Below are 23,579 nucleotides of genomic sequence, written 5' to 3' on the forward strand. Positions count from 1 at the left end.
TTAGTTTTTCACTCCGTGTGCGCGAGACTCAGCAATACCATTGGAAGACATTTCCATAAAGAGGGCTTTGTCTTTAATTTCAGCAATGCTTGTCGCATTGATGTAGCTCATGCCGCTGCGGATGCCACCGGTGACTTCCAGGATCACGTCTTTAACGTGGCCTTTGACGGTCACTTGAGTGGATTCCCCTTCAGGAGCCATGCCCTCAGGCACGCCACCGCGCCAAGAATCCTGAGCGGATCTGGAGGCCATACCGCGGTATTGTTTTTTACCGTTTTTGATTTCCCCGGGAGTTTCAATCGTGCCAGACAGCATGCTTCCAAGCATCACGGTGCTTGCGCCTGCGGCAAATGCTTTCACCATATCACCAGAAGTACGGATGCCACCATCAGCGATCACTGGAACGCCGTAGGATTCACCGATCTCGGCGCAAAGGCCGATCGCAGTCAGTTGCGGAACCCCGCAGCCGGTGATGATGCGCGTGGTGCACATAGAGCCAGGCCCGATGCCCACTTTAATCGCATCAGCGCCAGCTTCGATCAGATCACGAGCCGCATCCGGAGTCGCCAGGTTGCCGGCAATCAGATCCACTTGCGGGTACTGGTCTTTCAGCCATTTCATGGTTTCCATCATTTGCACAGAGTGACCGTGAGCAATGTCGATCGTGATGATGTTCACGCCGGCTTCAACCAGGGCTTTTGCGCGGGTCTTGAATTCTTCACCCACGCCGACGCTGCCGGAAATCACTTTCACGCCATTTTCTTTCAGGCGACGTGCCTGAGCGGCTTGTTCTTCAATATCCAGGAAGCGGTGAAGAATCCCCATGCCACCCAGTTGATTCATCGCAAACGCCATGTCGTATTCAGTGACCATGTCCATGTTCGCACTGACGATCGGAGTTTCGATGGTGAAGTTCTTGGTCACTTTGGAAGTCAGACGCGGGTCGCGGCGGGAGCGCACATCAGATCTTGCCGGGATGATCAGGACGTCATCGAAGGTCAGGCCTTTGCCGCGATTCTTGATATCTTTCCAGTTAAACATGAGCGTCATGACGTCTTACCTCGCTTCTAAAAATATTGAACAGAATGTGAGTTGAAACCAAAAGCAAATAGGTGTCCAGGGCGGAAAGCAGCAGGCTTTGCGCCGGTGTTTTCCAGATCAGGCGATAGGCATCAAAGACGGTGGTCAGGACGCCTGGAATGAAAAGGTGGAATAAAACCAGTATCGCCAAAATCACAAACCAGCGGCGGCGCACGACTTGCGCGGAACCTTTCAGTGCATCGATCCTGCCTTCATCGTAGGCCTGGCTTGAGGTGACTACGAAAGGCACCATGGAAAGCTCCACGTACTTCCAGATTCCCGGGATGATAAGCAGCAAAGTCCACTGCAGGGTTTTTCCCCAGGCGCGCAGGGTCTCGATGTACATTTGATTCAGATATTTATCCCAGAAATCCTGAAGAGTTCGCGTCGTGGAATCCAAGTTGTTCAGAGCATACAAGGCAATGCTGACCAGCAGGACGGGGAACAGAACGCTGCTTAAAATAGAGAAGAAGCCATAATAAATCACCTGGGTTTGAACTCCCAAGGGGTCCCGAAGGGCGGTTTCCATTTTAAGATTTAGGTACTGGTCTATGTTGCTCGACAGAACGACCAGCGCGAACAGGGGCAAGAAAACTTTTTTAAAGACCTTCAGGTTCTCGGCAAAAAAATTCACTTAAGTATTTACATCCCTAAAGCCTGTTTGAGTCAAGCGGACTCTTGCTAAGAAACAGATGACGGTTCGAGGGAAGAATTTGTCATAATAAAGGCTCTGGGAGGCTTTATGGAACTGCGAATTATGGTGACGGGGGCCACCGGGACCATGGGGTCGGAGTTGGTTCGTCAACTGCATTCAAATGGTGCGGACGTCGTCGCTGTCAGCCGGGATCTGGAGCGCTTGCCAAAGGATATCAAGGGGATGCAGGTCCCACTTGAGAACCGCTATCTTTTGGAGCAGGCCTTCCGGGATGTTGATGTCCTGGTCTTTATCCAGCCTCTTTGTGAAAATATGATTCAGCAGGCCGAAAATGTGATAGGCGCCGCCCGAGCTTCGGGGGTGCAGTTTGTCTTAAAAGTCTCAGGTTTGGGGGCATCGCCGGTGTCCCGCTATTTATATCAACGAATCCAGGGCGAGGCTGATGACATCCTGATGCAAAGTGGTCTGCGCTATTGCCTGCTAAAACCCAATATTTACATGCAATGCTTCTTAAAGTCGCACTATGAGTCCCTGATGGCAGGTACGTTGTATTTGCCTCAAGGGGAAGGTCGCACGTCCTATGTGGATGCCCGGGACGTGGCCGATGTCGCCGCTCTGCTGCTGCAAGATCCCTGGCGCTATCAAAAGCGGGAATTGGTGCTAACGGGGGAAAGAGCCCTGTCCAATGCCGAGGCTGTATCGATCATTTCTCATTATGCCCGCAGAAGGGTTTCGTATGTGCCCGTGACCGAGGATGCGGCCCGAAAGACGTTCAATCGGGAACAGTCGCCGTGGATGATGGAAGCGCAGATGAGTCTGCACCGAGCGGCCCGGGAAGGGGCGGCGGCCGAAGTGTCGGGAGTACTTGGAAAGATACTAAGCCGGGATCCTCGCAGCTTTGAAGAGTTCTGCGAGGATATGAAAAAGGCCTGGGTTTTGCCCGAGCCTCAGGAGGGCTTACTCTGACCAAAGTTCGCGAACATCCAGAATTTCACAACGTGGGCTGGTGGTTACTTCAGAAGCAGCATCGCCACCATGATAGTTCGTGCGCACATGGTATACTTTGTCGCCGGTCTCGAGTTCTTTTTGGAACTGCACCAGACGAACTTGATAACCCTGCTGACGGAAGTGAGTTTCAATCTGCCAGGAGCATGATTTGCTTTTTGCGAATGATACAGAGGACAGCAAAAGAGTTGCGATAACTGCGAATGTCTTCATGGAAAGCCCCTTATTACTTGTTTAGAAGTGACTTGGTTTCGGGGCTTTTATAAGAGGCCTTGCGGCCATTTACCAGTTAGGATTCTGTTTGGAAAACGTTTCAAAATTTTCTTCAATCATCCAGATAGGATTTAAGCTCTTTCAGGTGATAACCCCAGCCTACTTTGAAGTCCTTGATTGTTTTGGCGCGGATTTCTGCGGGCAGGGTGTCCCAGCCGGTGTGTTCCAGTGACAGAACACGTTCTTTGCCATTGTCTTCAATGGTGAAGGTGCATTCGGTGACAGCGGTTTTTGGCCAGCTTTTTTCTTTCCAGGTGAAAGTGATGAACTGCTCTTTTTTGAGTTTAACAACTTTGCCGGAGGCCATTTGTTTGTCGCCTTCGTCATCCAGCCACGGCTCTTTAAAAGAGCCGCCGACTTTGGGCTCAAGGACAACAGATTCACTCCACCAGTTTTCAAGTTCCCCGCGATCAGTCAGGGCATTCCAGATCCAGCCGCTGCTGGCTTTAAGCTTAATGGATAATTCAATGCTGTCTTTCATCGGGAACTCCTAAGGTGAGGAACTGCATTGATCTTGCGACAAATATTCCTGAGAGGCAAACACCTGTTTTTTCAGGAACTCGTATTTTTGCGGCTGCTGTTCCTTCAGGCGTTGCCCGGTGAAGCGATAGGCCACCACGGATTCGGCAAAGTCTTCAGAGGGGTTCAGCTTGCCGTATTCAGAAACGGCTTTGGAGGGATCCGCCAGCGTGTATTCACGGTAAAGAACGCCATTGACCGTGCGGCGGGTTTCCTGCCAGCCGCCCAAGCGCAGCCACTCGGCCGAAGTATCAAGTTTTCCACGGTAAGCCAGGGTGTGTCCCAGTTCGTGCAGGAAGGTCTGCTGGCGTTCCGGGGCAGAAAGTTCATTCCACAGGTCAAAGATTTCCATACTGGCGTTGGCCACGATGTCCTGGCCGAAACCATAGCGCGCCCCTCGCAGGAAGTGGATCAGGCGTTTGTTATAATCCACAGGGTACAGATGCAAAGGATAGTCCGCCAGGGCCTGTAGAATCTCATTCAGTTCATCGGCGCGCCACGCGGAAGCGAGGTTCGTACGCAGGTGCGAACCATTGAAGCCGAAGGTCTTTAGCAGATATAACAGCTGCACACCTTCGGTGTCGCCATAGATTTTTTTAACGGAGCACAGGACTTTGTCGCAAGGAAGGGTGAAGTTCAATTCCGGGCGGCCACGCAGGCTGATATCAAGCTTGTGCAGATCCGAGAAAAGCTCCAGCAGACGGGGGTTTTCGTTTTTGAAGCTGATGCCGTTAAGGACTTTGGAAGCCCTGGTACCCGGCAAAGCCAGCAGGGTGGATTCCATAGTCGCCAATGAAGGGGCGCTTTGTGTTTTGCATGGCGCCTTTTCCACGTCTTCGGCGGTGGCGGACCACCAAGTCAGCCCCTCGGCGCGGGCAGAGCCGGCGATGGTTAAAACTAGGGCTGTCAGGAGTAAAAGGGCTTTCATGGGACCTAGATCGCAGGAAGGCCTCTGTGAGTCAAGAAAGGCTGGAGTGAGCGGGCCTAATTGTAGGATTTGAGGATTTTTTCCAAGGTTCCGTTTTTCTTGATGGTGTCGATGGCCCGGTTCAGCTCTTCCAGGGTGATCGGGGCTTTGCGGGAAAGGGCGCACTTGGTGATAACCTCGTCCATTCCCAGGTCGGAGGATTCAAGGCTGGGATAGACTTTCTTGTAGTACTCAAATTCAAGGTTCGACATGATGATATAGTCGATGCGCCCATTGAGCAGCTTCTGGATGTTGCTTTCGTTGTTGGGACCGTCTTCACGCTGGATCAGGCCTTTTTTGAAATAGTCATCCATGTACTGATAGATGAAATTTAAGACCCCACCGACACGTTTACCATAAAGATCTTTGGCTTTCAGAATGGGCTTTCCGCCAATGTACACAATCAGATTTGAACTGCGATAAAGATCGTGGCTCCAGAAAACCGCCTCGCGGATGGCTGGTTGCCAGACTTCATTTAAGTGACAGACCAAGTGCACGTTGCCCGAGGTGAGGTTGGAGGCAACCCGGCTTTTGGGTAATAGGAGCCACGTGGGGGTGAGGTTGAGTTCTTTAAACAGCGCTTGCCCCAGATCTCGTAACAACCCGCCCTCAAGTTTAGGGGTGTTCTGAACGCGCTCCACATTTATCAAAGGCATGGCGTAGTTGGAGTTGATACCATAGCGGATCGCCTTTGGCTCTGAAGGTTTTGCCAAAGAACATAAAGGAGTGAGAATGAAGGCCAAAGCCATCAATGCGTTCATGGAAATAAGGTCATACAGGGCCCTGACTGTTGTCACTGCCTTTTTCGGGGGAGAGACTATTACGATTTAGAAATTTAGGACTACTTCGTTAACGGAGGTGAAAAAAACGAAGAAAGCGTTCCAGCAAAGGAGGCGGCGGCGTGAATTTCACAAGAATATCGATAATTTCCTGCCTCTTGAAGGTCTTGGCGGCTTGTAGCGGTGTCATATTGTCGAATTCAGAAAGTAAATTCGGGTTGGCCCCATGCTCAAGCAGGAACTTGGCTATTTCCACATGTCCATAAGTGATGCTGGCAACCAGGGCCGTGGAAAGGATTTCGGGATGTTGATAGTTGGGATCCACACCGTTTTTGATGTGGTACTGAACCAGCTCCATATTGCCGGTGGCGGCGGCGTTGTACATTTCTTTCCAGTCCCCAGCTGACATTTATTCTCCAATACTGCCTTGTGGAAGGCCCAGAGCGCTTTCGATACGGGTTTGCATCACGGCGCGCTCGGCAGGTGTGGGCTCTTCACCCCACTTCATCTTAAATCCTTCCAGAGCCTGGCGGAAGGCATTTTTTCCTTCTTCCAGTTTTACCTGGGGCAGAGCCTCATCCAGAGAATCGCGCTGCTGTTGCAGATCCTTGATCATGCTGTCGACAGCTTTATTGATTTCGTCCTGATACTGGTCGTAAGAGCGTTCAATGATAAAAATAAAAATCAAGGCAAAGACCACGGGTTTGTAGATCTTGGCGAAGGTGTTGTAAGCGTCCCGGTAGTTCTGGGACTTGAGGGCGATGGCGACCTCTTTTTGATGAGTGGTGTAGCCATCACGGATGACCTTGAACATCAGCTCTTTGCTGATGGCTTTGTCGGGCATTTTCGGCAGCCAGTAGGGAATGCCGGCAAATTCCATAATGCGGCTGTGCTGAAAGCGCCAGACACGGTCCATGACTTTGGAAAGAGTACTTACTGTGGCAGCGTCGTGAGTCTGCCCCCAGGTTTTAACCAGGCCTTCTTTCAGAAGCTGTTCTTTGACGATCAGAACGGCGGATTCTTCCATTCGTTCCTGACCATTCTTTTTGATCCAGCGGGTGGGGGCGTCTTTCGCGCCAAACAGCAGGGTGCCCAATTCCACGGCCTGTCTTTCAAGGGTGACTTGGGAAGGGACATTTTCGACTTGCAGTTGATTCAGAATTTTGCGGATTTTTCTTTTGCGATTCCAGGACAGGGAGGAAGTGTGTTCCTGCACTGTTTTACCATTGAAAAGATACTGCGAGTTTTCGCGGTCAATGGTCTGCAGAACTTCTTTCAGGCTTGGAATGAAAACGGACTCGCAGCGCAAAGCAGAGCCCTGGGTCTTCAGCGGAAGCCCCAGGGTTAATGCCATTAAAAAGCAAAGAGTCCGTTTCAGCATCCGGGGTTACTCCAGGATCATGGCAGCTGTGCGCAGACTGGTGCGTGTGGATTTGATCTCTTTTAAAACCATCTCGGCTTGAGAGTCACTCATGCCGGCCACGATGCGAGTCAGATTGCCGGCACTGAGTAGCAGTCCGCCCACCAAAATGGTCTTGTTGCTGGCATTTCTTTGTGTCGCAGAATAAAAGAGCAGCGCGGTCCCAAGACCTTGTGAAATATGTGCCATCAACTTGGTGCGGTCGGTTCCATTTTCATCTTTTTGATAGGCCTGCAGAGAGCTGCGCATGCCGGAGACCGAGGCGGAAAGCTGGATCAACAGCGCCGAGGTCTCTTTGGATTGCCCCTGGCTGTTGGCGGCGATTTCTTTTTCAAGGGCTTCGAGTTGTTTGTCGATAGCGGCGGTATCAATGTCCTCTTTCAGCACGGCGCTTCCGGTGCCGGTAACGATCGAAGTGATTGTCGCCACTAGCGAAGTTGCAAGTCCCACCATCGCTCCAATCCCGGACCCTTCCCGGCCGGTATGAGCAGTAAAGTAAGTCAGCACAGACAGGCCAAGGCCTACCGCCGCGCCTGCGATGGTAATTCCGTTGGTGATCCCGCCAGAGTTGTCACGAGCTTCAATTGTGGCAGCAGTTTCAGCCAGAGCGTTGTCCAGGCTTTGCAGGTTGACTCGCAACGTGGAAATATTTTGCTGGGCCTGATTGATGGCCTGTCCGGTGACTTCGGCAGTGCGGTCTACTTGTGCTAAGGCAACGCTTTGGGAAATCATAACTGCAGCAACGGACAGTGTGATCGTTCTCTTCATGGGTTTCTCTCCTTTTTATGTTCTTATTCTCTGTCTCAAAATGAGACTTACGAGGGCTCTCTCTGCCAATGTGATAAAGATTCAAGCTCTGGGCCAGCTGCTTTGCATTCAGTAACATCTGGAGAGGGGGCTTCTTGCTTGAAGGACAAAAAGTGCAACGGGCTGAAAACTTGCTTTCCAGCGATTGTTGTAATGAGAGTTGTTGGCAGGGTTGAAAAAGAAAAAGCCGCTGTTGAGGCGGCTTTTATTATTAAGGCAATTTCTCGAAGGCTTCTTTCAGCTTCTGGGATTCCACCATCAATTGATGGCTGAGTGGATAATTCGCCGGAGATCTTTCGCGAGTCAGTTGTTCCAGGCGCCCTTGAATGCTTGCAATGTTCTGACGCCATTCGATCAGGGACTTTTTTACGGTTTCATGAGGCAGGCCGTATTCCACCAAGACCCGGGCACGGTAACACTGGCCGGGGTTGCTGACCGTGTTTTCCCACATCATAACGGCTGGAGCCGCGATGGTTTTTTGAGGTGCGGCCTGATACTGGGGTGTGTAAGCATCGTAGTTAAAGTAATCGGAGTTCACAGTATAAGCAGAGCTGGGGCTGGCGTTCACGGCCAGGGAATAGCCGCCCATTTGCAAGGTGCCGATGCCCAGGGAACTCATCTGGCTGCACAGTTGCCACACGTTCACACGGTTGATGACCAGTCCCACCTGCGAGCTGTCGACGCGTAAGGTTTGGTTTTCTGTTAAGGAGTCATAACGGTGAGCTTCGGTCATGCCACGCAAAGGGATGATGGCTTTAAGTTCGTTCAGCTGGCGGTTTAGGAACTCCTGCTGGGTTGGGGCCAAAGTGCTTTCGCGGTCGTGGGTGCGAATGGTGGAATCAAATGAGGCCATGACAAATTCATACTTTTGCTGGAATTCAGCTTTGATGGACGGGACTTCTTCTTCAGCCTTGGTGCAACCAGTAAGTGTCAAAGCCGCGATCAGCAGCAGGTGTTGTGTCTTCATGTTGTTCTCCCTGTCTAAAACTATAGGCAAAGGATGGGGCATTGAGCAACTACTTGTGTCAGGAAAAAGCAGGGAATAAGCTTGTTGTAATAAGGAGCTTCAAAGAAATTTGCAGTTCCGGCTATGGCCTCGGTTGCGGGTGTGAGTATCGCGAAAAGAGTAGGGGTGGTCTGTGAACGATCTGTCTTCGGGTTCCTGTCTTTGTCAAAGTGTGACCTTTGAAGTGACAGGCGCCTTTGAAAGTTTCTTTCTGTGTCATTGTAAGCACTGCCAGAAGGACACAGGTTCTGCCCATGCGGCAAACTTGTTTTCTTCCAGTGCCAAGCTAAACTGGCTTTCAGGTGAAGATAAGATCACCACCTACAATCTGCCGTCGACAAGACACATAAAGAGTTTTTGTAAGCAATGTGGGGCGGCCGTTCCAAATTTGCAAATGGAAGGCAAACTGCTGGTGGTGCCCGCGGGAAGTCTGAATACAGAGGTTTTGATCAAGCCCACGGCACATATCTTTTGTTCCAGTCAGGCCAGTTGGACCGTGGATTTGGACAAGGTTCGAAAATTTGATAAACTTCCGTCGTAAGGTGGCAAGTATGCTTTCTTTGATTTTTTCTTTATTGTTGGGTGGTGGTGCTTTTGCCGCTGATGTTCCCGCAGGTTGCACATCTTCCCGCAATTTTTCCGCCGAAGCTTATAAAATCTGGATTGCTAATGGAGCAAAGGCGTCCGCAAGTGTCGAGCAGGCACGGGGACCCGTCGTTGCCACGGGCCAGAGGATCGAGTTGTTGTTAGTGTCGGGCGAATCCAGTTCGAATGGGTTTGTGAAGTTCGACGTCGCAACACCCGGTTCCTACGTGATTGTATCGGATGCCTATCCACGCATGGATGTGACTGAACTTGCTTCAGGGACTTCTTTTAATCCGGTAGATTTTGGCAAGATCCGCGACTGCGGAACTGTCAGCAAAGCCCTGCGCTTTGAATTCGCCAAAACCGGAAGCTACAGTCTGGGTTTTGTAAGCAGTCAGGGGCAGAGTTTGAATTTTATGATTTTTAAAATGCCTTAGACGAGTCCGCAGTTTTTCTAAAGGAGCTGCGGTACACCGACCACTCGATCAGGATAACGGCAAGCAGGACCAGAATTTCTGCCAACAGGAATGAATAACCCCACGCGGTGATTCCCGGAACCGTCATCATCACAGCCCCTGAGACAAGAACATAAAGAGCATTGGCAAAGAGGATGGTCAAAAGCATCCACGGTTTTCTGTTTCGCAGTTTGTAACAGACAAACGAATAAACACAGTAAACAAACGGGAACGTCGCTAAGAAGTAAAGAATATTCGGCTGAAGCCCTGTCCAGGTCGACAGGAGCGGCAAAACTCCCGCCGTTAGAGTCAGGCTTAATAAAGCTCCCATAGCATCCATCAAGAAAACATTTTGAGCATTCAAAAATCTAAGATTCACTAAGGACCTCTTTAAGAACTTATGATGTATGCGATTCTTTAGTTTGTTGAGTTTAAAATTACGTCTGGCCTGTGATGTCGGATTTTGACCTTGTTTGTGAATTGTTAACCTCATAGCATGAGCTATGCGCAAAATATGGATTTTCTTTGCTGTGTTAGGGACTGTACTTCCATTTTACTATCTGGTTCCGTTCTTTATGGAGCCGGGAGCAAGCGTTTCTCTTTTCCTAGAACAACTATTTGCAAACAGCGTATCCAGATTTTTCGCAGTAGACCTGGTCATCTCGTCAGCAGCATTCCTGCTATGGTCATTCTTTGATTCCAAGAAAAACAGTATCAACGGCTGGTGGATGATTCTGGCAGCCAATTTAATGGTAGGCCTGTCACTAGCTCTGCCTCTGTATTTCTATAAGCGCAGTTCTTCCCCAAAGTAGCCAAGCATCACGCCTTCCACTCACTACTTGAGCGGAAGCACCATTCCCTCTCCAAATTTCAAGTTCCGCAGGCCTTTGTAGCCAACACGAAGCCAACGAAAAATCATTGAACCCATCAATCAACAGAATGAAACGGAAAACAAAAAGAACGAGGACTGTCCGAAGAAATTTGGAGAGGGAATGGTGCCCCGGGCCGGACTTGAACCGGCACGCCCGTTTAAACGAAGCTCAGGATTTTAAGTCCTGTGCGTCTACCGATTTCGCCACCGGGGCACAAGGGTCAACTCAATCATTTTTAGAATGAAACGTCAATGTCTTCATGAATTGCGCCATGTCTGCAGGAACTGCACATTCTATACGCACAAATTCATGGGTGAACGGGTGAGTGAACTCCAGCGCATGGGCATGTAACATCAGGCGCGGAGCCACGGGATTTTTTGGAGCCTGATAGATGTCGTCACCATAGATACCCATGCCGCGATCCGCGAGATGCACTCGGATCTGGTGCATGCGTCCAGTTAAAGGTTGTGCCTCGATCAGCAAAGCTTCGGGGAATACTTCCAGCTTGCGGAACTTGGTGTAGGCGCGATCGCCCCCGGACTGGGTGCGAACCATCTTGGTTTTTTTAAGTTTGTTGTCCTTCATCTCCACCAGATGGTTGTCGACTTCCCAGGCATCGGCCGCTTTCTGGGTTCGTTTGGTCAGGCACAGATAGGTTTTTTGAATCTTGTGAGTTTTGAACAGATCCGCCAGAGGTTCGTTGGCCTCTTTGGTTTTTGCAAAGATCATCACGCCGGAGGTGTCGCGATCCAGGCGGTGGTGCAGGGCCAGATAGAAGTCATTGCCCCGTTCATTGCGCAGTTGGTTTTTAAGGGCGGTGAAGAAGTCCTGGCGGCTTTTATCAACTGTGGCCTGGGATGGCATGCCGGCCGGCTTGGCTGCGGCAAGGAAGTAGTCATCTTCGAAAAGAATCTCGATCATCTTTTGTTGATCATGCAGAAATCAAGATTGGCGTTGATGTATTCACGCTGGCTCTCAAGTTCGGCTTTGCTGAATTTGAAGTCAGAGGCTTTGCAGCCATAGTTGGTCACCACATCGTGGATCGCCTGAACTTCATCCATGGTCATATTCAGTTTCCAGATCAGTTTTACAGCCAGCCAGTCGCGAACGTACTGACAGCGGTAACCCAGATTGGATGGAAGGTATTTGTCAGGGGCACGGTCGCCCTTGGACATGTTGGCGCTGGCATCTGCCGCAACCAGGTGGTTTTTGTAGCCCATGTAGTTTGCATACAGGCAGCGGGTTTTGTAATCCCATTGCCAAGCGCCGGACACATAAGCATTTTTCAAAGGAACCATGTGATCGATCTGAATTTCTTTGGCAACGACAACTTCTTTGCCTGCGTAAGGATCATTCCAGTGACCGGCATCCACCACGCACTGTCTGTTGCCGCGGTAAGTGACTTCCTGATTGGAGTCACGAACCAGAACTTTTGCACGGGTGTTCATGCAAGTGTCGTCCGTGGGATCATTGATCCAGCGGCCGAAGTGAAGTTTGCGCATGTATTTTTCTTCTGGCGTGGGAGGCGCTTCTTCGTGAAGAGTCCATTTCAGAAGGTTGATCACCACTTTTTTCAGACCCTGGATGAACTGTTGAGGTCCAAATTCAGGAGTATACTCCATGAAAGAGTATTCATTTCTGCGGGTGGTGTCTGATTCCAGATTGTCCTCGTCCACAGTGAAGAATTCGTGGGCGGGAGCGGCGGTTGCGGGGGCTGCATAAACAGGAACTGCGGACATTGCGATCATTAACATGATCACAAACTGCAAGCTGGCTGTCTTCAGTTGTAAGTGTTTCATTCTCGGTTCCCCCTCCGCGAATCGGACCCATTAAGCCCCAGATCGGAGGCAGTTTCAAGAATTCATTTTGTCAGGATTTGGTTCAATTTAGCCACCTTGCATTAAGTTCCCGATGGGACGTTTAAATGCCGTAAGTTTGCGCATTTTTAAGGGAATTTTCGCCTGAATAGCCGGTAAAAAAGCAGGGGCTTGGCGCAAATTGTCACCAAATTTGAAGTTTGAGGACCAGAAGCCGGGCTGTTTGCTTGCCCGCGGATGAGGGCAGTCGCTAAGCTTAAAGCTCACTATTTTGGAGGATCGGTTCCATGAAAATGCTTTTGCTATCATCTGTTTTGGTTTTGGGTTTGGCTTCTTGTGCACACAAGTCACACAACCACGAGAATTGTGGCTGTGGAGCTGCGAAGGCTGAAAAGTCTGCTTGCTCCGGCACTGAGTGCGCTACGAAAAAAGGTGGATGCGCTGATTGTGCGAAAAAAGAAGAGGCTGCTGCAGCAAAATAGTGCAGTGAATGCCCTGATCTCAGTTTGCTTTCAAAACCCCGCCAGTCGCGGGGTTTTTCATTTCTGGCGCATGAATTTACGCACCCCCGTCGTATTAAAATCAAATCATGAAATGTTTTGATTTGGATAAGCCGCTAAATTAGGTTTTCTTCCGAAGTTTGTATTTCGGAAGGAAGTTGAAAAATGAAAAAGGGCGCCCTCGTAGGACTTCTGCTCGGACTGTGGCAACCGCATGCGCTGGCGATGAATCTTCAGGATTATCTTCAGGCTGTCGTAAATAAAAACAAATCCATTCAATCTTTGGATATCTCAAAAGAGGCCGCGGAGGACCGCCGTATCTCCGGCGACGTGGAGCTGGTACCAGTCTTTACCGCTGGCGTGAGTTATCTGAATGACAAGAGCCCGCTGGGGCAGTTCGCTCAGCTGGGGGGGACTCAGACAACGGCAACAGATCTGAAGCTGGGGCTGGCGAAAAGATTCTCCTCTGGTACGGATGTGTCTTTGACGGCCAACGCCACGGAAGTCGAGAATGAAGGAGCGCTGTTAAATCCCAATTTCCAAAAGTTCTCTTACGGAACACTGGGGCTGGGATTGAGTCAGTCTTTGTGGAAGAACTCCTTCGGTCATGCGACTCGTCTTCGTCAGGATCGTCAGGAAGCTGTGGCCTCTGCGGAAGTTGGTAAGTTTGACCTGCAGAAAAAAGCCCTGCTGGTCAGTGCGGAAGCTGCGTACTGGGATTATGTCTATCAAACTGAAAACCTGCGCATTGGCCGTGCCTCCTTGGAGCGCGCCCGTCGTATCGAAGCCTGGACCAGTCGTCGTGTGAACGATGGTATCAGTGAGCGTGCTGATTTGCTGTCAGCGCAGGCGCTGGTGGCGGCTCGTCAGCTTCAGTTGGTTTCTGCCGAAGATGATCTGGCTGCGGCGAAACGCCAGATTCGTGATTATCTGGAGCTTCGGGATGATGAAGCCCTGCCGGATATTTCCGGGGATATTTCCCGTTCCCGCACTTTGAATTCGATGGTGGATGGCAACGGCGGCAAGGTCGTGGCGTTGGAGGCTTATTTGTCTTCGCTGAATGCCAAGGCCATGTCTTTGGTGGCTAAAGAAACCGAGGACGTCTATCGCCCGGATCTGGTTTTGGGCGGGTCTTATAATACCAATAACTTCCAGCCGGACAAAAGCATTCCGGATGCGACGTCGAAATGGACCGACAACAAACTTCCGACCTGGAAGGTGGGGTTGAATCTGATTTATATGTTCGACACCGATGTGAAGGGTTCTGCAAAGTCGGCTGCGCGCAAAGATGCACTGGCGGCCCAGTTGCAAAGTGAAAGAAAGATCCTGGACAGTGAAAGTGCCTGGATCGAGCTGAATCGCCGTTATTCTGAAATGAACAAACGTATTGAGTCCGCCGGCGAAATTGCCCGCCTGCAGTCAGGTGCCGCTAAGGCCCAGGCTGAATTGTTCAACAAAGGCCGTTCTATCACGGCCAATGTGATCAATGCCGAAGAAGATGCTGCGGATGCGGAACTCACTTTGACCAAACTGAAATCTGAGCAGAGAAAAATGGAAGCTCAGGCCCGCTTGTTCGTCACTTTGGATGAAAACAAACGGGAGGAGAAATAGTATGAATTTGCCTGGTCTATCGATTAAACGACCTATTTTTATTTCCTGTATCGTGATTCTGATGCTGATTCTGGGTGCTTTTTCTTTGAGAAAAATGCCCGTGGACATGTTTCCGGATGTGACCTTTCCGATTTTGTTTGTGCAGGTCACTTATCCGGGGGCTTCGCCTTTGGATCTGGAAAAACAGGTTTCAAAGCTTATTGAAGATGAAGTCGGCAGTATTTCGGGTCTGAAGAACTTAAGATCGAACAATCTGGACAGCGTGGCAATCGTCATTCTGGAATTCCAGTTGGGGACGGACATCAAAGAGGTCGAGCAGGAGGTGCGCAACCGCATCGGCAACATCCGCCGCGACCTGCCTTCCGAGATTTATGAACCGGTGATCCGCCGTTTTGACCCGGCCGATCAGCCGATTGTGACCCTGGCCGTGACGACAGAAATGGACGAGGGGGCCGCGTATGATCTTGCGAACGAAGTGATTAAACCGCGCTTTGAGCGTATCAAAGACGTGGGCCAGGTGGACATCTTCGGTGGTCGCAAACAGGAAATTCACGTTCTGGTCGACAAGAACAAGCTGCAGGATCGTAAGATCTCGATGTTGCAAGTGTCTCAGCGTGTGATTGACACCTCTAAAGACATCCCAATTGGTAAAATTGAAAACCCGATTGATGAAACGACCTTAAGAACCAACGGGGAGTTTGAATCCCTGAAGCAGATCGAGGAAGTAAACGTCAACTTCGTGGGTTCCGACAAAGCCATCCTGGTGAAGGATGTGGGCCGTGTCGTGAAAAGTCTGGAAGACCAGAAAACCATGGGTCGCGTGAAAGGCAAGCGCGCTCTTTTGATGAACGTTTACAAGCAGCGTGGTGCCAACACCGTCGCCGTGGCCGAGGCGGTTAAAAAGAACATTGAGACCGTCAATGCAATGCTGAAGGAAAAGGGCCTGAAGGGCACCGTGACGATGGTGCGAGATACATCTCGTCCGATTCAGATGAACGTGTATGACGTGAAGGAATCCATCATCATCGGTATCATCCTTTGCGTGATTGTGGTGTTCTTCTTCCTGGGTTCGGCGCGGTCGACCTTCATTACGGCCATGGCTTTGCCAAACTCCCTGTTGGGTGGTTTTGTTATTATGTGGGCCATGGGCTTTTCCATCAACTTGATGACCTTGCTGGCGCTTTCTTTGGCGGTGGGGCTTTTGATCGATGATGCCATCGTCGTGCGGGAAAACATCTTCCGACATCTGGAAATGGGCAAAAAACCCAAAGACGCCGCTTTGGATGGAACCAAAGAGGTGGCGATGGCCGTTATTGCCACGACACTTGTGGTGATTGCGGTGTTTGGTCCGATTTCCTTCCTGCAGGGGATTGTCGGGCAGTTCTTCAAGCAGTTTGGTCTGACGGTCGTGTTTACGATGCTGATTTCCCTGTTTGACGCCTTCACGGTGGCGCCGATGCTGTCGGCTTATATGGCGCACCCGAATGAGCACGTCAAAGGCACCGGCATTGTCGGTCGCATGCTGACGGCGTTTGATAATTTCCAGACATGGCTTGAAGACTGGTATGAAAAGGCCCTGAAATACACCCTGGGGAATCCGAAAAAGATTCTGGCCGGAGGGGTTTTGATCTTCGTGTCTTCTTTGGGCACGTTGGCCTTTATTCCGGCGACCTTCCTGCCGGCGGCGGATAACGGTGAGTTCGTGGTGAACGTTGAGCTTCCGGTGGGGAGCTCCCTGATGGCGACAAGCAAGTTCACGGAAAAAGTTGAAAAGATCTTTGAAAACGATTCCGCCGTGGACATGGTGATGACGATTGTTGGTAACTCCAATAATGAATCGAATAAATCCATGTTGTTCATCCGCCTGGTGGAACGCAAACACCGCAGCATGAACACCACCGATTACAAAGAATCTTTGCGTAAGAAATTCCCGCAGTTTGAAAAAGACGCCAATGTTTCCATTGGTGATATCGATGCGGTGAACTCGGGTGAAAAACCACTGAATGTGAATATTCAGGGTGAGGATCTGGATCAGTTGAACGTCTATGCCACCAAACTGGTGGAGCGTATGAAAAAGATTCCGGGTCTGGTGGATGTGGATACGAACTTCCGCTCCGGAAAACCAGAATTCCATGTCGTGTTTGACCGTAAGAAATCCGAGGCGCTGGGGGTTTCCACCGTGACAGCGGGGGCGGAATTACGCAACCGCACCGAAGGCAACGAGCAGGCGATTTATCGTGAAAACGGTATCGACTATAAAATCCGTGTGCGCTTTGAAGAAATGTTCCGCGATCTGCGCAGTCAGTTCAACACAACACTGGTGCCGAACGCGAATTACAACATGATTCCGCTTTCACGCATTGCTCAAGGGGAAAACGCTTCAGGTTTCTCTCAGATCAACCGCATGAACAAAGGCCGTTACATTCAGATTTCCGGAAACCTTGCCAAGGGCGGGGCTTTGGGGAACGTTTCTGCCGAAGTTGAAAGAATCATCAAGAAGGAAATGCCGCCACCTCCGGGTGTGGATTTTGCCTTCAAAGGTCAGGCGGATGACTTTAAAGAGCTGATCGAGAACATGCTTCTGGCGGTTATTCTGGGTGTGATTTTCATCTATCTGGTTTTGGCGAGCTTGTATGAAAGCTTCATCACGCCATTCACGATCCTGCTGGCCTTGCCTCTGGCGATGACCGGGGCGTTCCTGGCGCTGTTGATCTTTGGCAAGACCATCGACATCTTCTCGCTTATCGGGATTGTGTTACTGCTGGGGGTTGTGGCGAAGAACTCGATCTTGCTTGTGGATTACACCAATCACCTGATCCACGAAGGTGTCGAGCGTAATGCGGCAATTATTAAGGCCTGCCGCACGCGTCTTCGTCCGATTTTGATGACTTCGTTGGCGTTGATCGCGGGTATGATTCCAATTGCGATCGGTCTGAATGAGGCTTCGGCGATGAGAACATCCATGGGTGTTGCCATCATCGGTGGCCTGATCAGCTCGACTTTGCTGACGCTTTTGATCGTTCCGGCAGCCTTTGGCTTTGTGGAAGATTTCAAAGCATGGTTCCGCGCCAAACTTGCGAAACTTGCCGGCTATCAGCCGTAAAGTCCCCGGAAGCTGCGAATTTCAACCAGCTTCCGTTCAAAGGGTCCCCAGTCGTCTTGTTCGGCGATGGGGGCCCACAGTGCTTCCAGTTCATCAATAACCAGAGCACAGGCCTTGCCGGTTTGCAGATAGCTGTGGCGGGCTTTTTCTTCATCATCAATTTCAAAACAAGACAGGGTCTCGCTTAATTTTTTGAAGGACTCTTTTTGGTAAAGGTCTTTTTGAACGGATCTTTGCAGGCGTTCTGGTAATGCGCCCGAGTGCAGATCATACAGGGTTTGTTCAAAGGCGCACTTTTCTGTGTCCATGAACTGGAAGATACCAGATACCAGCTCGGCGTTCAGATCATGAATCGCGCCGATTTCCTGCAATGGATTTTTCAGATTCAGTCGTTTTAACAGACGGTTTTGCACTTCCAAATTGAAGACGTCACCGAACTCTTCCAGAAGCTCCGGTACCGGAAGTTCCGGATAGGCGACCTTCAGCGCGCCACCCAGTTGGTGCAGATTCCACAGTACTGCTGATGGCTGACGGCCAAAGCAGTAAAGGCCTGACTGATCAAAGTACGCCGCCGTAAAGGCCGGATCGTAAACCGGCAGGAAGCGGTAGGGTCCGTAATCAAAACTTTCACCCGTGATGTTCATGTTGTCGGTGTTTAGAACCCCGTGAACAAAACCGGCCATCATCCATGCGGCGACTGTCTCGGCTTTTTTCTGAGCCACGGCACGCAGAAATTCGGCAGCCAGCTCAGCTTCGCTGAAGCCTGCAAGGCTTGGGTAGTAATGGCGCACGCAATATTGAATTAACTTTTTGATATTGTCTGTCTGATTGAAAAACGCCAGTCGCTGGAATGTTCCAAAGCGAATATGGCTGTGGCTGAGGCGAACCAGAACTCCGGCGCGGGTGGGGGATGGTTCATCGTGGCGCTCAAGGCTTTCTCCGGTTTCAAACACCGAGAATGTTTTGCTGGTGTTGACGCCGTAAGATTCCAAAAGTTCAGTTGCCAGGATTTCGCGGAAGGCGCCTTTCAATGTCAGGCGTCCGTCACCGCGGCGGGAATAGGGAGTGGTTCCGCTGCCCTTGGTGCCCAGGTCCAACAGACGGCTGTGGTCGCGGACTTGCGCGAACAAAAAGCCTCGGCCGTCGCCTAGGTCTGGATTGTAGCTGCGGAACTGATGGCCATGGTAACGCAAAGCCAGCGGTGTTTTGATATTCTGAGGAAGGCTCTCAAAGGCCCAGAAGTGATTTTGCCATTCTTGTGGGGTCAGTAAACCCAATCCAACGCTCTCTGCAGCGTCTTGGTTGCGATATCGCAACAGGGCCTTGGGGAATTGGGCAGGGCGGACTTCGTCGTAGAAATCAGGCCCCAGTTCATAAATAGGTGGAATGAATGGAGTGCTCACTTGTTCCTTATCTTCTTTTCCAAGGGGAAACGCAAAAGGTAATCTAGTTGACAGTAACTTGCATTTAGGAGACAACTGGATTTCCAAAGGCGGTATCCGTGGACGAAACAATCCTGAATCCAAGTTCTGTAAACTCCGGCAAATCACATGATTCCTGCTGCGAGGTGGATCACACTCAGCACGAGGTTTTTGAAGAAAAAACGCTGACCTGGGATCGTATCGGGATTGTGCTTTCTTCGTTGTGTGCGATTCACTGTCTGGCGACGCCGTTGTTGATTTTGCTTCTGCCAGTCATGGGTGAAGTGTTCCATGCCGAATGGGTGCACATCCTGATGGCGGTGGTGATTTTGCCAGTGGGTCTGTTTGCGTTCTGGAGTGGTTACAAACATCACCGTCAGGTGAAAGTGTTGTCCATGGGAGTGTTGGGGCTCGGTATGATCTGTGCGGCGTCAGTGCTGCCGCATGAGTGGGTGGAAGTGATGGAGCACGATGTGGTGACCATCCTTGGAAGCTTCATTCTGATCACTGCCCATGTTCTGAATCGTCGCGCGTGCCTTTGTCACAAGCATTCCTAGAGTCTTCGGGGTGACAGTCTAAAGTCGCCCCTGTCAATGCCGCTTTTTGCGGCGCCACATGCAGCATTTCGTTGCGATTTTCATAACTTAGGTCTTATTTTTTCGCTGCAGGGCCGTTATTTGCCCTCTTTCCAATTGAAAACCAAGTGATTTCGGGTAGTGTCTAGTTGAAAACCAAATGATGGAGGCATCAATGACTGAGACGAATATGAATCGCCGTGGTTTCTTCACGACCCTTGCGAAAATCACCGGTGTGGCGGTAGTTGCACCAACTATGTTGAACGCTATTTTCTCTTCTTCTGCTGAAGCTCAGAAAAAACGTGGAGCTCCTGCTGCAGGTGGCGCGGCCGCTGGTGGCATGGCTTTGGTTGATCCCAATGATTCTGTAGCAAAAGCAGTAAAGTACATCGAAGACTACAAAAAATCTCCAGAAGCCAAAGGCAATCACTGTGTGACTTGCGGTTTCTACGCGAAAAAAGAAGTTCGTAACGGCAAAGAAGTCGGCACTTGCACAATCTTCGCTGGCAAACTTGTTCTAGGCGACGCTTGGTGTGCATCCTGGAATAAAAAGGCGTAATCCGGCCCTGCCGGGCAGTGCTGGAGCGCCGCCAGGCGCGCAAGCTGGAGCAGCCCAAGTTATTAAAATAAAAAAAGCCTGATAAGTTTCCTTATCAGGCTTTTTCTTTTTCAACTTCACTAAAATCTATTTTGCATTATCGCGCAAAGCACGACGCAGGATTTTTCCGACATTCGTTTTCGGAAGCTCCGTGCGGAACTCCACCAGACGCGGAACTTTATAGTTCGTCAAACTCTTGCGGGCGTGAGCGATAACATCTTCCGCTGTCAGGTTTGGATCTTTTTTAACCACCACCGCTTTGACGATTTCGCCGGAGTGCTGGTCAACCACACCAATTGCCGCCACTTCCAGAACGCCAGGATGGGACGCGATCGCCTCTTCCACTTCGTTTGGATAAACGTTGAAGCCTGAAACCAGGATCATGTCTTTTTTGCGATCCACGATTTTGAAGAACCCATCGTTGTCAGCGACAGCCACGTCACCGGTTTTCAACCAGCCATCGTTCAATACTTGTGCTGTTTCATCCGGACGGTTCCAGTAACCTGCCATCACTTGAGGGCCGCGACAAACCAGTTCCCCAGGTTCGCCCATGGCGACTTCTTTGCCATCGTCATCAATCAGCATGATGTCAGTGCTTGGGAATGGCAGGCCGATAGTGCCCACGCGGTCTGTACCGTCAATCGGGTTGCAGCACACAACCGGGGAAGCTTCCGTCAAACCGTAACCTTCCACGATCACGGACTTGGTCAGTTCCATCCATTTTTCAGCCACCGGTTTTTGCAGGGTCATTGCGCCAGCGACGCTGACTTTCACGCGAGTGAAATCAATCGTGGTGAAGGCTGGATTGTTCATCAAAGCATTGAACAAAGTGTTCACGCCGGCCATCACTGTGAACGGAGTGTTTTTAAGTTCTTTGATGAAGCCCGGGATGTCGCGCGGATTCAAAATCAGCACGTTTTCGCTTCCATAGCGCAAAAGACCCAGGCAGTTCAGAGTCAAAGCAAAGATGTGGTACATCGGCAAAGCCGCAATCGCGACCTCTTCGCCTTCGCGAAGTTTTGGTTTCATCCAGTCGCAGATCTGCAGCATGTTTGCAGCCACGTTTCTGTGAGTCAGCATCGCGCCTTTGGCTACACCTGTGGTGCCACCGGTGTATTGCAGGAAAGCGATGTCTTCAAGGTTGGTTGGAACTTTCGAGGAAGGTTTCATTGCACCCAGCTCCAAAGCCTGACGGAACGTGTAGGCTTGTGGCAGGTGGTAAGCCGGAACCATTTTTTTGATGTATTTCACAACCGAGTTCACCAGGATTCTTTTCGGAGTCGGGAACAGGTCGGCCACTTCTGTGATCACAACGCTTTCAATGTCTGTCTCTTTCAGAATTTCCTGAAGCAGGTGAGCATAGTTTGCCAGAATCACGATGGCTTTTGCGCCTGAGTCCTTGAACTGGTGACGCATTTCTTTTGCGGTGTACAGCGGATTGGTGTTCACGATGGTCAGGCCGGAACGCAAAGCTGCAAAAGCCACGATCGGGAATTGCAGAAGGTTCGGCATCTGAATGGCGATGCGATCGCCTTTCTTCAGTTTCAGTTCGTTTTGCAGGAATGAAGCAAACTGATCCACTTTGCGATCCAGCTCGCTGAAGGTGAGACTGACTCCCATGCTGGTGAAAGCTTTTTTGGACTGGAATTTACCGATGGCCTCCTCGTAGACATCTACCAGTGATCCATATTTGGAAAGATCCACCTCGTGGGGAACGCCTTTCGGGTAATTCTTAAGCCAAATTCTTTCCATGAGAACCTCCTGCAAAAGTGCTTCAATTTGATTCTTAGAAAGTTTAGAGTAAAGATTCAAACGAGGTAAAGTAAATTCTTGTTTTCACAGGGCCTATTTGCAAGACTCTAGATATGAAGCTTTGCCGCCTGATTATTCTTTTTGCCGCGCTAATTGCCGCACTGGGGCTTTCCTCCTGTTTTTGGAAGAAAGAAGAAGCGCCCGTCGTAAAAGAACAAGCCGCCAAAGTGCTTACTCCGAAGGCAGAAGACACCTCGCACAGAGATAAAAGTCTGGATCTACTGGTGCGCTATCTGGCTGAGGCCGACGGTATTCAACGTGAAGCATGGTGGGTTTTGACCGCAGCGCGCCCGCCGATCAGTAAATCACCATTCGGAAAAGTTCAAAGAGCTTTGTTGGCCTCACAAAACATCAAATTAACCAACAAGTCGATGTTTCGCTGTGATCGTTATCTTGTGAAACGCGACGTGCTGGGGCTATTGGGATACCCGCAAAAAGGCGAGGTCTTTGAAAAATGCAGTGATAAAGCGGACGCCAAGCGCATTGCCAGTTTCGATGTTCCGAAAGAGGGCGAGCTGAATCTGGTTTTCTATCCCGAAAATCTGCAGGAGGTCCTGGGTCTGGGAGCCGGCATTTTGAACCGCCAGATTCACTGTTCTCTGAAGGGGAAGGAAAAGCTTGAAAGCTTGAATTGCAAGGACTGGGCGCAGGATCGCACCAAAGAGCAAATGATCCGCCTGGATGTCTATGATTATCAAAAATCCGGTAAAAATCTGATCAAATTGCGCGGAAAAGTTTATGAGAATCTGACGGACATCCGCAAAATCGAAGCTGATGTTCCGATGGAAGGAAAGATCACTGTCACCGAAACGGAACTGTATGCACCGGAAGAACCCGCTGTGGCTCCGGCACCGGCTCCAGGGGCAACGCCTGCGCCGGGCGCACCGAAGGCGGGTGGTCCTGTTCCGATGCCGTCAGGTCAGGCTCCTGCCAGCAGTGAACCGCTGCACCCAGGGAATCCAGAGCTTGGATTGCCCGCGGGACGTGACGTGGATCCGGACGTGTTGTTGCAGCGTCAGCGCAGTCAGAACCCGGGAATGGACATGATTGAAATGCCTGAGCAAAACGAGCAGGGTCAGGCTCCTGAAAACGCGGACCCTTCGAATGAAGGTTTCCCGGAAGGCTATGATCCGAACAATCCGCCGGTGCCGGAACCGCAAGACGAAACTCAGCAACAGCAATTGCCCCCTCAAGAACCACCACAAGGAATTCCAAATGGCCGCTAAAATTGAACTTGGTAAAAAAGTCCCTAACTTCAAAATTCCATCTTCCAGCGGAGAGACCCTGAGTCTTTCTTCGTTGAAGGGAAAAAAGGTCGTGCTTTACTTCTACCCGAAAGACAGCACTCCAGGCTGCACCACCGAGGGCATTGAGTTTAATGACCTGCTGGCGCAGTTTAAAAAGCAAAATGCCGTGGTCTTTGGTGTCTCTCGCGACAGTTTGAAGTCCCATGACAAATTCATCTGCAAGTATGACTTTAAGTTTGAGCTTTTGTCCGACGAAGAAGAAGAGCTTTGCCAGCTGTTTGATGTGATCAAAGAAAAGAACATGTATGGAAAAAAAGTGATGGGCATTGAACGCAGCACTTTTGTGATCGACGAGGATCAAAAGCTTGTCGGGGAGTTTCGTAAAATCAAAGCACAGGGCCACGCGGCCGAGATGCTGAAGTTCATCAAAGATTTGTAAATGAAAAAGGGCTCCTGACGGAGCCCTTTTTAG

25 protein-coding genes and 1 tRNA gene are annotated in these 23,579 nt (G+C 50.4%); 10 read left to right on the forward strand and 16 right to left on the reverse strand.

The features are described 5' to 3' along the window. Nucleotides 1-1,050 carry a guanosine monophosphate reductase gene (locus ACNQKP_RS15475; RefSeq protein WP_226988114.1) on the reverse strand — a complete coding sequence of 350 codons (1,050 nt, stop codon included), beginning with the start codon at nt 1,048-1,050 and terminating at the stop codon, nt 1-3. After that, nucleotides 1,034-1,609, reverse strand: coding sequence for a hypothetical protein (locus tag ACNQKP_RS15480; protein ID WP_417865790.1), 576 nt, complete (start codon nt 1,607-1,609; stop codon nt 1,034-1,036). Before ACNQKP_RS15480 ends, ACNQKP_RS15475 begins: the two co-directional genes overlap by 17 nt. Nucleotides 1,610-1,822: 213 nt before the next feature. Here ACNQKP_RS15480 and ACNQKP_RS15485 point away from each other — a divergent pair, with 213 nt between their 5' ends. After that, nucleotides 1,823-2,701, forward strand: coding sequence for an SDR family oxidoreductase (locus tag ACNQKP_RS15485; RefSeq protein WP_417865792.1), 879 nt, complete (start codon nt 1,823-1,825; stop codon nt 2,699-2,701). Here the strand turns inward: ACNQKP_RS15485 and ACNQKP_RS15490 are convergent. From ACNQKP_RS15490 to ACNQKP_RS15525, 8 genes are all read right to left on the reverse strand, one after another. Further along, on the reverse strand, nt 2,693-2,953 hold the full coding sequence (locus ACNQKP_RS15490) for a hypothetical protein (protein ID WP_015090897.1): 261 nt from the start codon (nt 2,951-2,953) through the stop codon (nt 2,693-2,695). The genes ACNQKP_RS15485 and ACNQKP_RS15490 overlap by 9 nt on opposite strands. Before the next feature lie 112 nt (nt 2,954-3,065). Further along, complete coding sequence (locus ACNQKP_RS15495) at nt 3,066-3,494, reverse strand: SRPBCC family protein (protein ID WP_417865794.1); 429 nt, start codon at nt 3,492-3,494, stop codon at nt 3,066-3,068. A gap of 9 nt (nt 3,495-3,503) precedes the next feature. Next, nucleotides 3,504-4,460, reverse strand: coding sequence for a hypothetical protein (locus ACNQKP_RS15500; protein WP_417865796.1), 957 nt, complete (start codon nt 4,458-4,460; stop codon nt 3,504-3,506). Nucleotides 4,461-4,516: 56 nt separating this feature from the next. After that, on the reverse strand, nt 4,517-5,260 hold the full coding sequence (locus tag ACNQKP_RS15505) for a substrate-binding periplasmic protein (RefSeq protein ID WP_417865798.1): 744 nt from the start codon (nt 5,258-5,260) through the stop codon (nt 4,517-4,519). 88 nt (nt 5,261-5,348) lie between these two features. After that, nucleotides 5,349-5,687 (reverse strand): ankyrin repeat domain-containing protein, encoded by a 339-nt coding sequence (locus ACNQKP_RS15510; protein WP_417865799.1) that lies wholly within the window; start codon nt 5,685-5,687, stop codon nt 5,349-5,351. After that, nucleotides 5,688-6,632, reverse strand: coding sequence for a hypothetical protein (locus tag ACNQKP_RS15515; protein WP_417865801.1), 945 nt, complete (start codon nt 6,630-6,632; stop codon nt 5,688-5,690). A 33-nt stretch (nt 6,633-6,665) separates the two neighbouring features. After that, nucleotides 6,666-7,466 (reverse strand): hypothetical protein, encoded by an 801-nt coding sequence (locus ACNQKP_RS15520; protein WP_417865803.1) that lies wholly within the window; start codon nt 7,464-7,466, stop codon nt 6,666-6,668. Nucleotides 7,467-7,716: 250 nt separating this feature from the next. Beyond that, nucleotides 7,717-8,472 carry a hypothetical protein gene (locus tag ACNQKP_RS15525; protein WP_417865805.1) on the reverse strand — a complete coding sequence of 252 codons (756 nt, stop codon included), beginning with the start codon at nt 8,470-8,472 and terminating at the stop codon, nt 7,717-7,719. Between the two features lie 172 nt (nt 8,473-8,644). Here ACNQKP_RS15525 and ACNQKP_RS15530 point away from each other — a divergent pair, with 172 nt between their 5' ends. Together ACNQKP_RS15530 and ACNQKP_RS15535 are read left to right on the forward strand one after the other, a co-directional pair. Further along, nucleotides 8,645-9,052 (forward strand): GFA family protein, encoded by a 408-nt coding sequence (locus ACNQKP_RS15530; protein ID WP_417865807.1) that lies wholly within the window; start codon nt 8,645-8,647, stop codon nt 9,050-9,052. Between the two features lie 10 nt (nt 9,053-9,062). Continuing rightward, the gene (locus ACNQKP_RS15535; protein WP_417865809.1) at nt 9,063-9,533 is read left to right on the forward strand and encodes a hypothetical protein; all 471 of its coding nucleotides are present in this window, start codon (nt 9,063-9,065) and stop codon (nt 9,531-9,533) included. On the opposite strand, the gene ACNQKP_RS15540 is transcribed toward ACNQKP_RS15535, so the two are convergent. Next, on the reverse strand, nt 9,520-9,930 hold the full coding sequence (locus ACNQKP_RS15540) for a hypothetical protein (protein WP_417865811.1): 411 nt from the start codon (nt 9,928-9,930) through the stop codon (nt 9,520-9,522). The two genes, ACNQKP_RS15535 and ACNQKP_RS15540, sit on opposite strands and share 14 nt — an antisense overlap. Before the next feature lie 124 nt (nt 9,931-10,054). Here ACNQKP_RS15540 and ACNQKP_RS15545 point away from each other — a divergent pair, with 124 nt between their 5' ends. Then, nucleotides 10,055-10,363 carry a DUF2834 domain-containing protein gene (locus ACNQKP_RS15545; RefSeq protein ID WP_417865813.1) on the forward strand — a complete coding sequence of 103 codons (309 nt, stop codon included), beginning with the start codon at nt 10,055-10,057 and terminating at the stop codon, nt 10,361-10,363. A gap of 181 nt (nt 10,364-10,544) precedes the next feature. Here ACNQKP_RS15545 and ACNQKP_RS15550 read toward each other — a convergent pair. From ACNQKP_RS15550 to ACNQKP_RS15560, 3 genes are all read right to left on the reverse strand, one after another. After that, nucleotides 10,545-10,636: transfer RNA gene (locus ACNQKP_RS15550), tRNA-Leu, on the reverse strand. A 12-nt stretch (nt 10,637-10,648) separates the two neighbouring features. Then, nucleotides 10,649-11,344 (reverse strand): RluA family pseudouridine synthase, encoded by a 696-nt coding sequence (locus ACNQKP_RS15555; protein ID WP_417865815.1) that lies wholly within the window; start codon nt 11,342-11,344, stop codon nt 10,649-10,651. Beyond that, nucleotides 11,341-12,222, reverse strand: a complete 882-nt coding sequence (locus tag ACNQKP_RS15560) for an HNH endonuclease family protein (protein WP_417865817.1) — start codon at nt 12,220-12,222, stop codon at nt 11,341-11,343. The genes ACNQKP_RS15555 and ACNQKP_RS15560 overlap by 4 nt, the downstream gene beginning before the upstream one ends. Nucleotides 12,223-12,905: 683 nt before the next feature. Between ACNQKP_RS15560 and ACNQKP_RS15565 the strand changes: the two genes are divergently transcribed. Together ACNQKP_RS15565 and ACNQKP_RS15570 are read left to right on the forward strand one after the other, a co-directional pair. After that, nucleotides 12,906-14,351, forward strand: coding sequence for a TolC family protein (locus ACNQKP_RS15565; protein ID WP_417865819.1), 1,446 nt, complete (start codon nt 12,906-12,908; stop codon nt 14,349-14,351). Between the two features lies 1 nt (nt 14,352). After that, nucleotides 14,353-17,454, forward strand: a complete 3,102-nt coding sequence (locus ACNQKP_RS15570; RefSeq protein WP_417865821.1) for an efflux RND transporter permease subunit — start codon at nt 14,353-14,355, stop codon at nt 17,452-17,454. Here ACNQKP_RS15570 and ACNQKP_RS15575 read toward each other — a convergent pair. After that, entirely contained in the window at nt 17,445-18,857 is a 1,413-nt protein-coding gene (locus ACNQKP_RS15575; RefSeq protein WP_417865824.1) for a protein adenylyltransferase SelO, read from the reverse strand. The two genes, ACNQKP_RS15570 and ACNQKP_RS15575, sit on opposite strands and share 10 nt — an antisense overlap. A 98-nt stretch (nt 18,858-18,955) precedes the next feature. Here ACNQKP_RS15575 and ACNQKP_RS15580 point away from each other — a divergent pair, with 98 nt between their 5' ends. Continuing rightward, on the forward strand, nt 18,956-19,432 hold the full coding sequence (locus ACNQKP_RS15580; protein WP_417865826.1) for a MerC domain-containing protein: 477 nt from the start codon (nt 18,956-18,958) through the stop codon (nt 19,430-19,432). 193 nt (nt 19,433-19,625) lie between these two features. Beyond that, nucleotides 19,626-20,009: a high-potential iron-sulfur protein gene (locus ACNQKP_RS15585; RefSeq protein ID WP_417865828.1), complete on the forward strand. Its 384-nt coding sequence runs from the start codon at nt 19,626-19,628 to the stop codon at nt 20,007-20,009. Nucleotides 20,010-20,135: 126 nt separating this feature from the next. Here ACNQKP_RS15585 and ACNQKP_RS15590 read toward each other — a convergent pair whose 3' ends face one another. After that, nucleotides 20,136-21,800 (reverse strand): AMP-binding protein, encoded by a 1,665-nt coding sequence (locus tag ACNQKP_RS15590; protein WP_417865830.1) that lies wholly within the window; start codon nt 21,798-21,800, stop codon nt 20,136-20,138. Nucleotides 21,801-21,913: 113 nt separating this feature from the next. On the opposite strand from ACNQKP_RS15590, the gene ACNQKP_RS15595 reads away from it, so the two are divergent. Next, on the forward strand, nt 21,914-23,086 hold the full coding sequence (locus tag ACNQKP_RS15595) for a hypothetical protein (protein ID WP_417865832.1): 1,173 nt from the start codon (nt 21,914-21,916) through the stop codon (nt 23,084-23,086). Then, a complete protein-coding gene (locus ACNQKP_RS15600; RefSeq protein ID WP_015090920.1) occupies nt 23,076-23,546 on the forward strand; it encodes a peroxiredoxin in 471 nt (156 codons plus the stop codon). Before ACNQKP_RS15595 ends, ACNQKP_RS15600 begins: the two co-directional genes overlap by 11 nt. The last annotated feature ends 33 nt before the right edge of the window (nt 23,547-23,579 follow it).

This window comes from Bdellovibrio bacteriovorus (assembly GCF_048286975.1).
GTDB lineage: Bacteria > Bdellovibrionota > Bdellovibrionia > Bdellovibrionales > Bdellovibrionaceae > Bdellovibrio > Bdellovibrio bacteriovorus_H.

What these genes read in the sequence shown, in the direction of transcription:
- ACNQKP_RS15500 (WP_417865796.1), bottom strand. Translation starts at nt 4,460, where the DNA reads ATGAAAGCCCTTTTACTCCTGACAGCCCTAGTTTTAACCATCGCCGGC.
- ACNQKP_RS15585 (WP_417865828.1), top strand. Translation starts at nt 19,626, where the DNA reads ATGACTGAGACGAATATGAATCGCCGTGGTTTCTTCACGACCCTTGCG.
- ACNQKP_RS15515 (WP_417865801.1), bottom strand. Translation starts at nt 6,632, where the DNA reads ATGGCATTAACCCTGGGGCTTCCGCTGAAGACCCAGGGCTCTGCTTTG.
- ACNQKP_RS15475 (WP_226988114.1), bottom strand. Translation starts at nt 1,050, where the DNA reads ATGACGCTCATGTTTAACTGGAAAGATATCAAGAATCGCGGCAAAGGC.
- ACNQKP_RS15525 (WP_417865805.1), bottom strand. Translation starts at nt 8,472, where the DNA reads ATGAAGACACAACACCTGCTGCTGATCGCGGCTTTGACACTTACTGGT.
- ACNQKP_RS15590 (WP_417865830.1), bottom strand. Translation starts at nt 21,800, where the DNA reads ATGGAAAGAATTTGGCTTAAGAATTACCCGAAAGGCGTTCCCCACGAG.
- ACNQKP_RS15555 (WP_417865815.1), bottom strand. Translation starts at nt 11,344, where the DNA reads ATGATCGAGATTCTTTTCGAAGATGACTACTTCCTTGCCGCAGCCAAG.
- ACNQKP_RS15520 (WP_417865803.1), bottom strand. Translation starts at nt 7,466, where the DNA reads ATGAAGAGAACGATCACACTGTCCGTTGCTGCAGTTATGATTTCCCAA.
- ACNQKP_RS15535 (WP_417865809.1), top strand. Translation starts at nt 9,063, where the DNA reads ATGCTTTCTTTGATTTTTTCTTTATTGTTGGGTGGTGGTGCTTTTGCC.
- ACNQKP_RS15505 (WP_417865798.1), bottom strand. Translation starts at nt 5,260, where the DNA reads ATGAACGCATTGATGGCTTTGGCCTTCATTCTCACTCCTTTATGTTCT.
- ACNQKP_RS15600 (WP_015090920.1), top strand. Translation starts at nt 23,076, where the DNA reads ATGGCCGCTAAAATTGAACTTGGTAAAAAAGTCCCTAACTTCAAAATT.
- ACNQKP_RS15480 (WP_417865790.1), bottom strand. Translation starts at nt 1,609, where the DNA reads ATGGAAACCGCCCTTCGGGACCCCTTGGGAGTTCAAACCCAGGTGATT.
- ACNQKP_RS15565 (WP_417865819.1), top strand. Translation starts at nt 12,906, where the DNA reads ATGAAAAAGGGCGCCCTCGTAGGACTTCTGCTCGGACTGTGGCAACCG.
- ACNQKP_RS15495 (WP_417865794.1), bottom strand. Translation starts at nt 3,494, where the DNA reads ATGAAAGACAGCATTGAATTATCCATTAAGCTTAAAGCCAGCAGCGGC.
- ACNQKP_RS15570 (WP_417865821.1), top strand. Translation starts at nt 14,353, where the DNA reads ATGAATTTGCCTGGTCTATCGATTAAACGACCTATTTTTATTTCCTGT.
- ACNQKP_RS15485 (WP_417865792.1), top strand. Translation starts at nt 1,823, where the DNA reads ATGGAACTGCGAATTATGGTGACGGGGGCCACCGGGACCATGGGGTCG.
- ACNQKP_RS15490 (WP_015090897.1), bottom strand. Translation starts at nt 2,953, where the DNA reads ATGAAGACATTCGCAGTTATCGCAACTCTTTTGCTGTCCTCTGTATCA.
- ACNQKP_RS15510 (WP_417865799.1), bottom strand. Translation starts at nt 5,687, where the DNA reads ATGTCAGCTGGGGACTGGAAAGAAATGTACAACGCCGCCGCCACCGGC.
- ACNQKP_RS15595 (WP_417865832.1), top strand. Translation starts at nt 21,914, where the DNA reads ATGAAGCTTTGCCGCCTGATTATTCTTTTTGCCGCGCTAATTGCCGCA.
- ACNQKP_RS15545 (WP_417865813.1), top strand. Translation starts at nt 10,055, where the DNA reads ATGCGCAAAATATGGATTTTCTTTGCTGTGTTAGGGACTGTACTTCCA.
- ACNQKP_RS15560 (WP_417865817.1), bottom strand. Translation starts at nt 12,222, where the DNA reads ATGAAACACTTACAACTGAAGACAGCCAGCTTGCAGTTTGTGATCATG.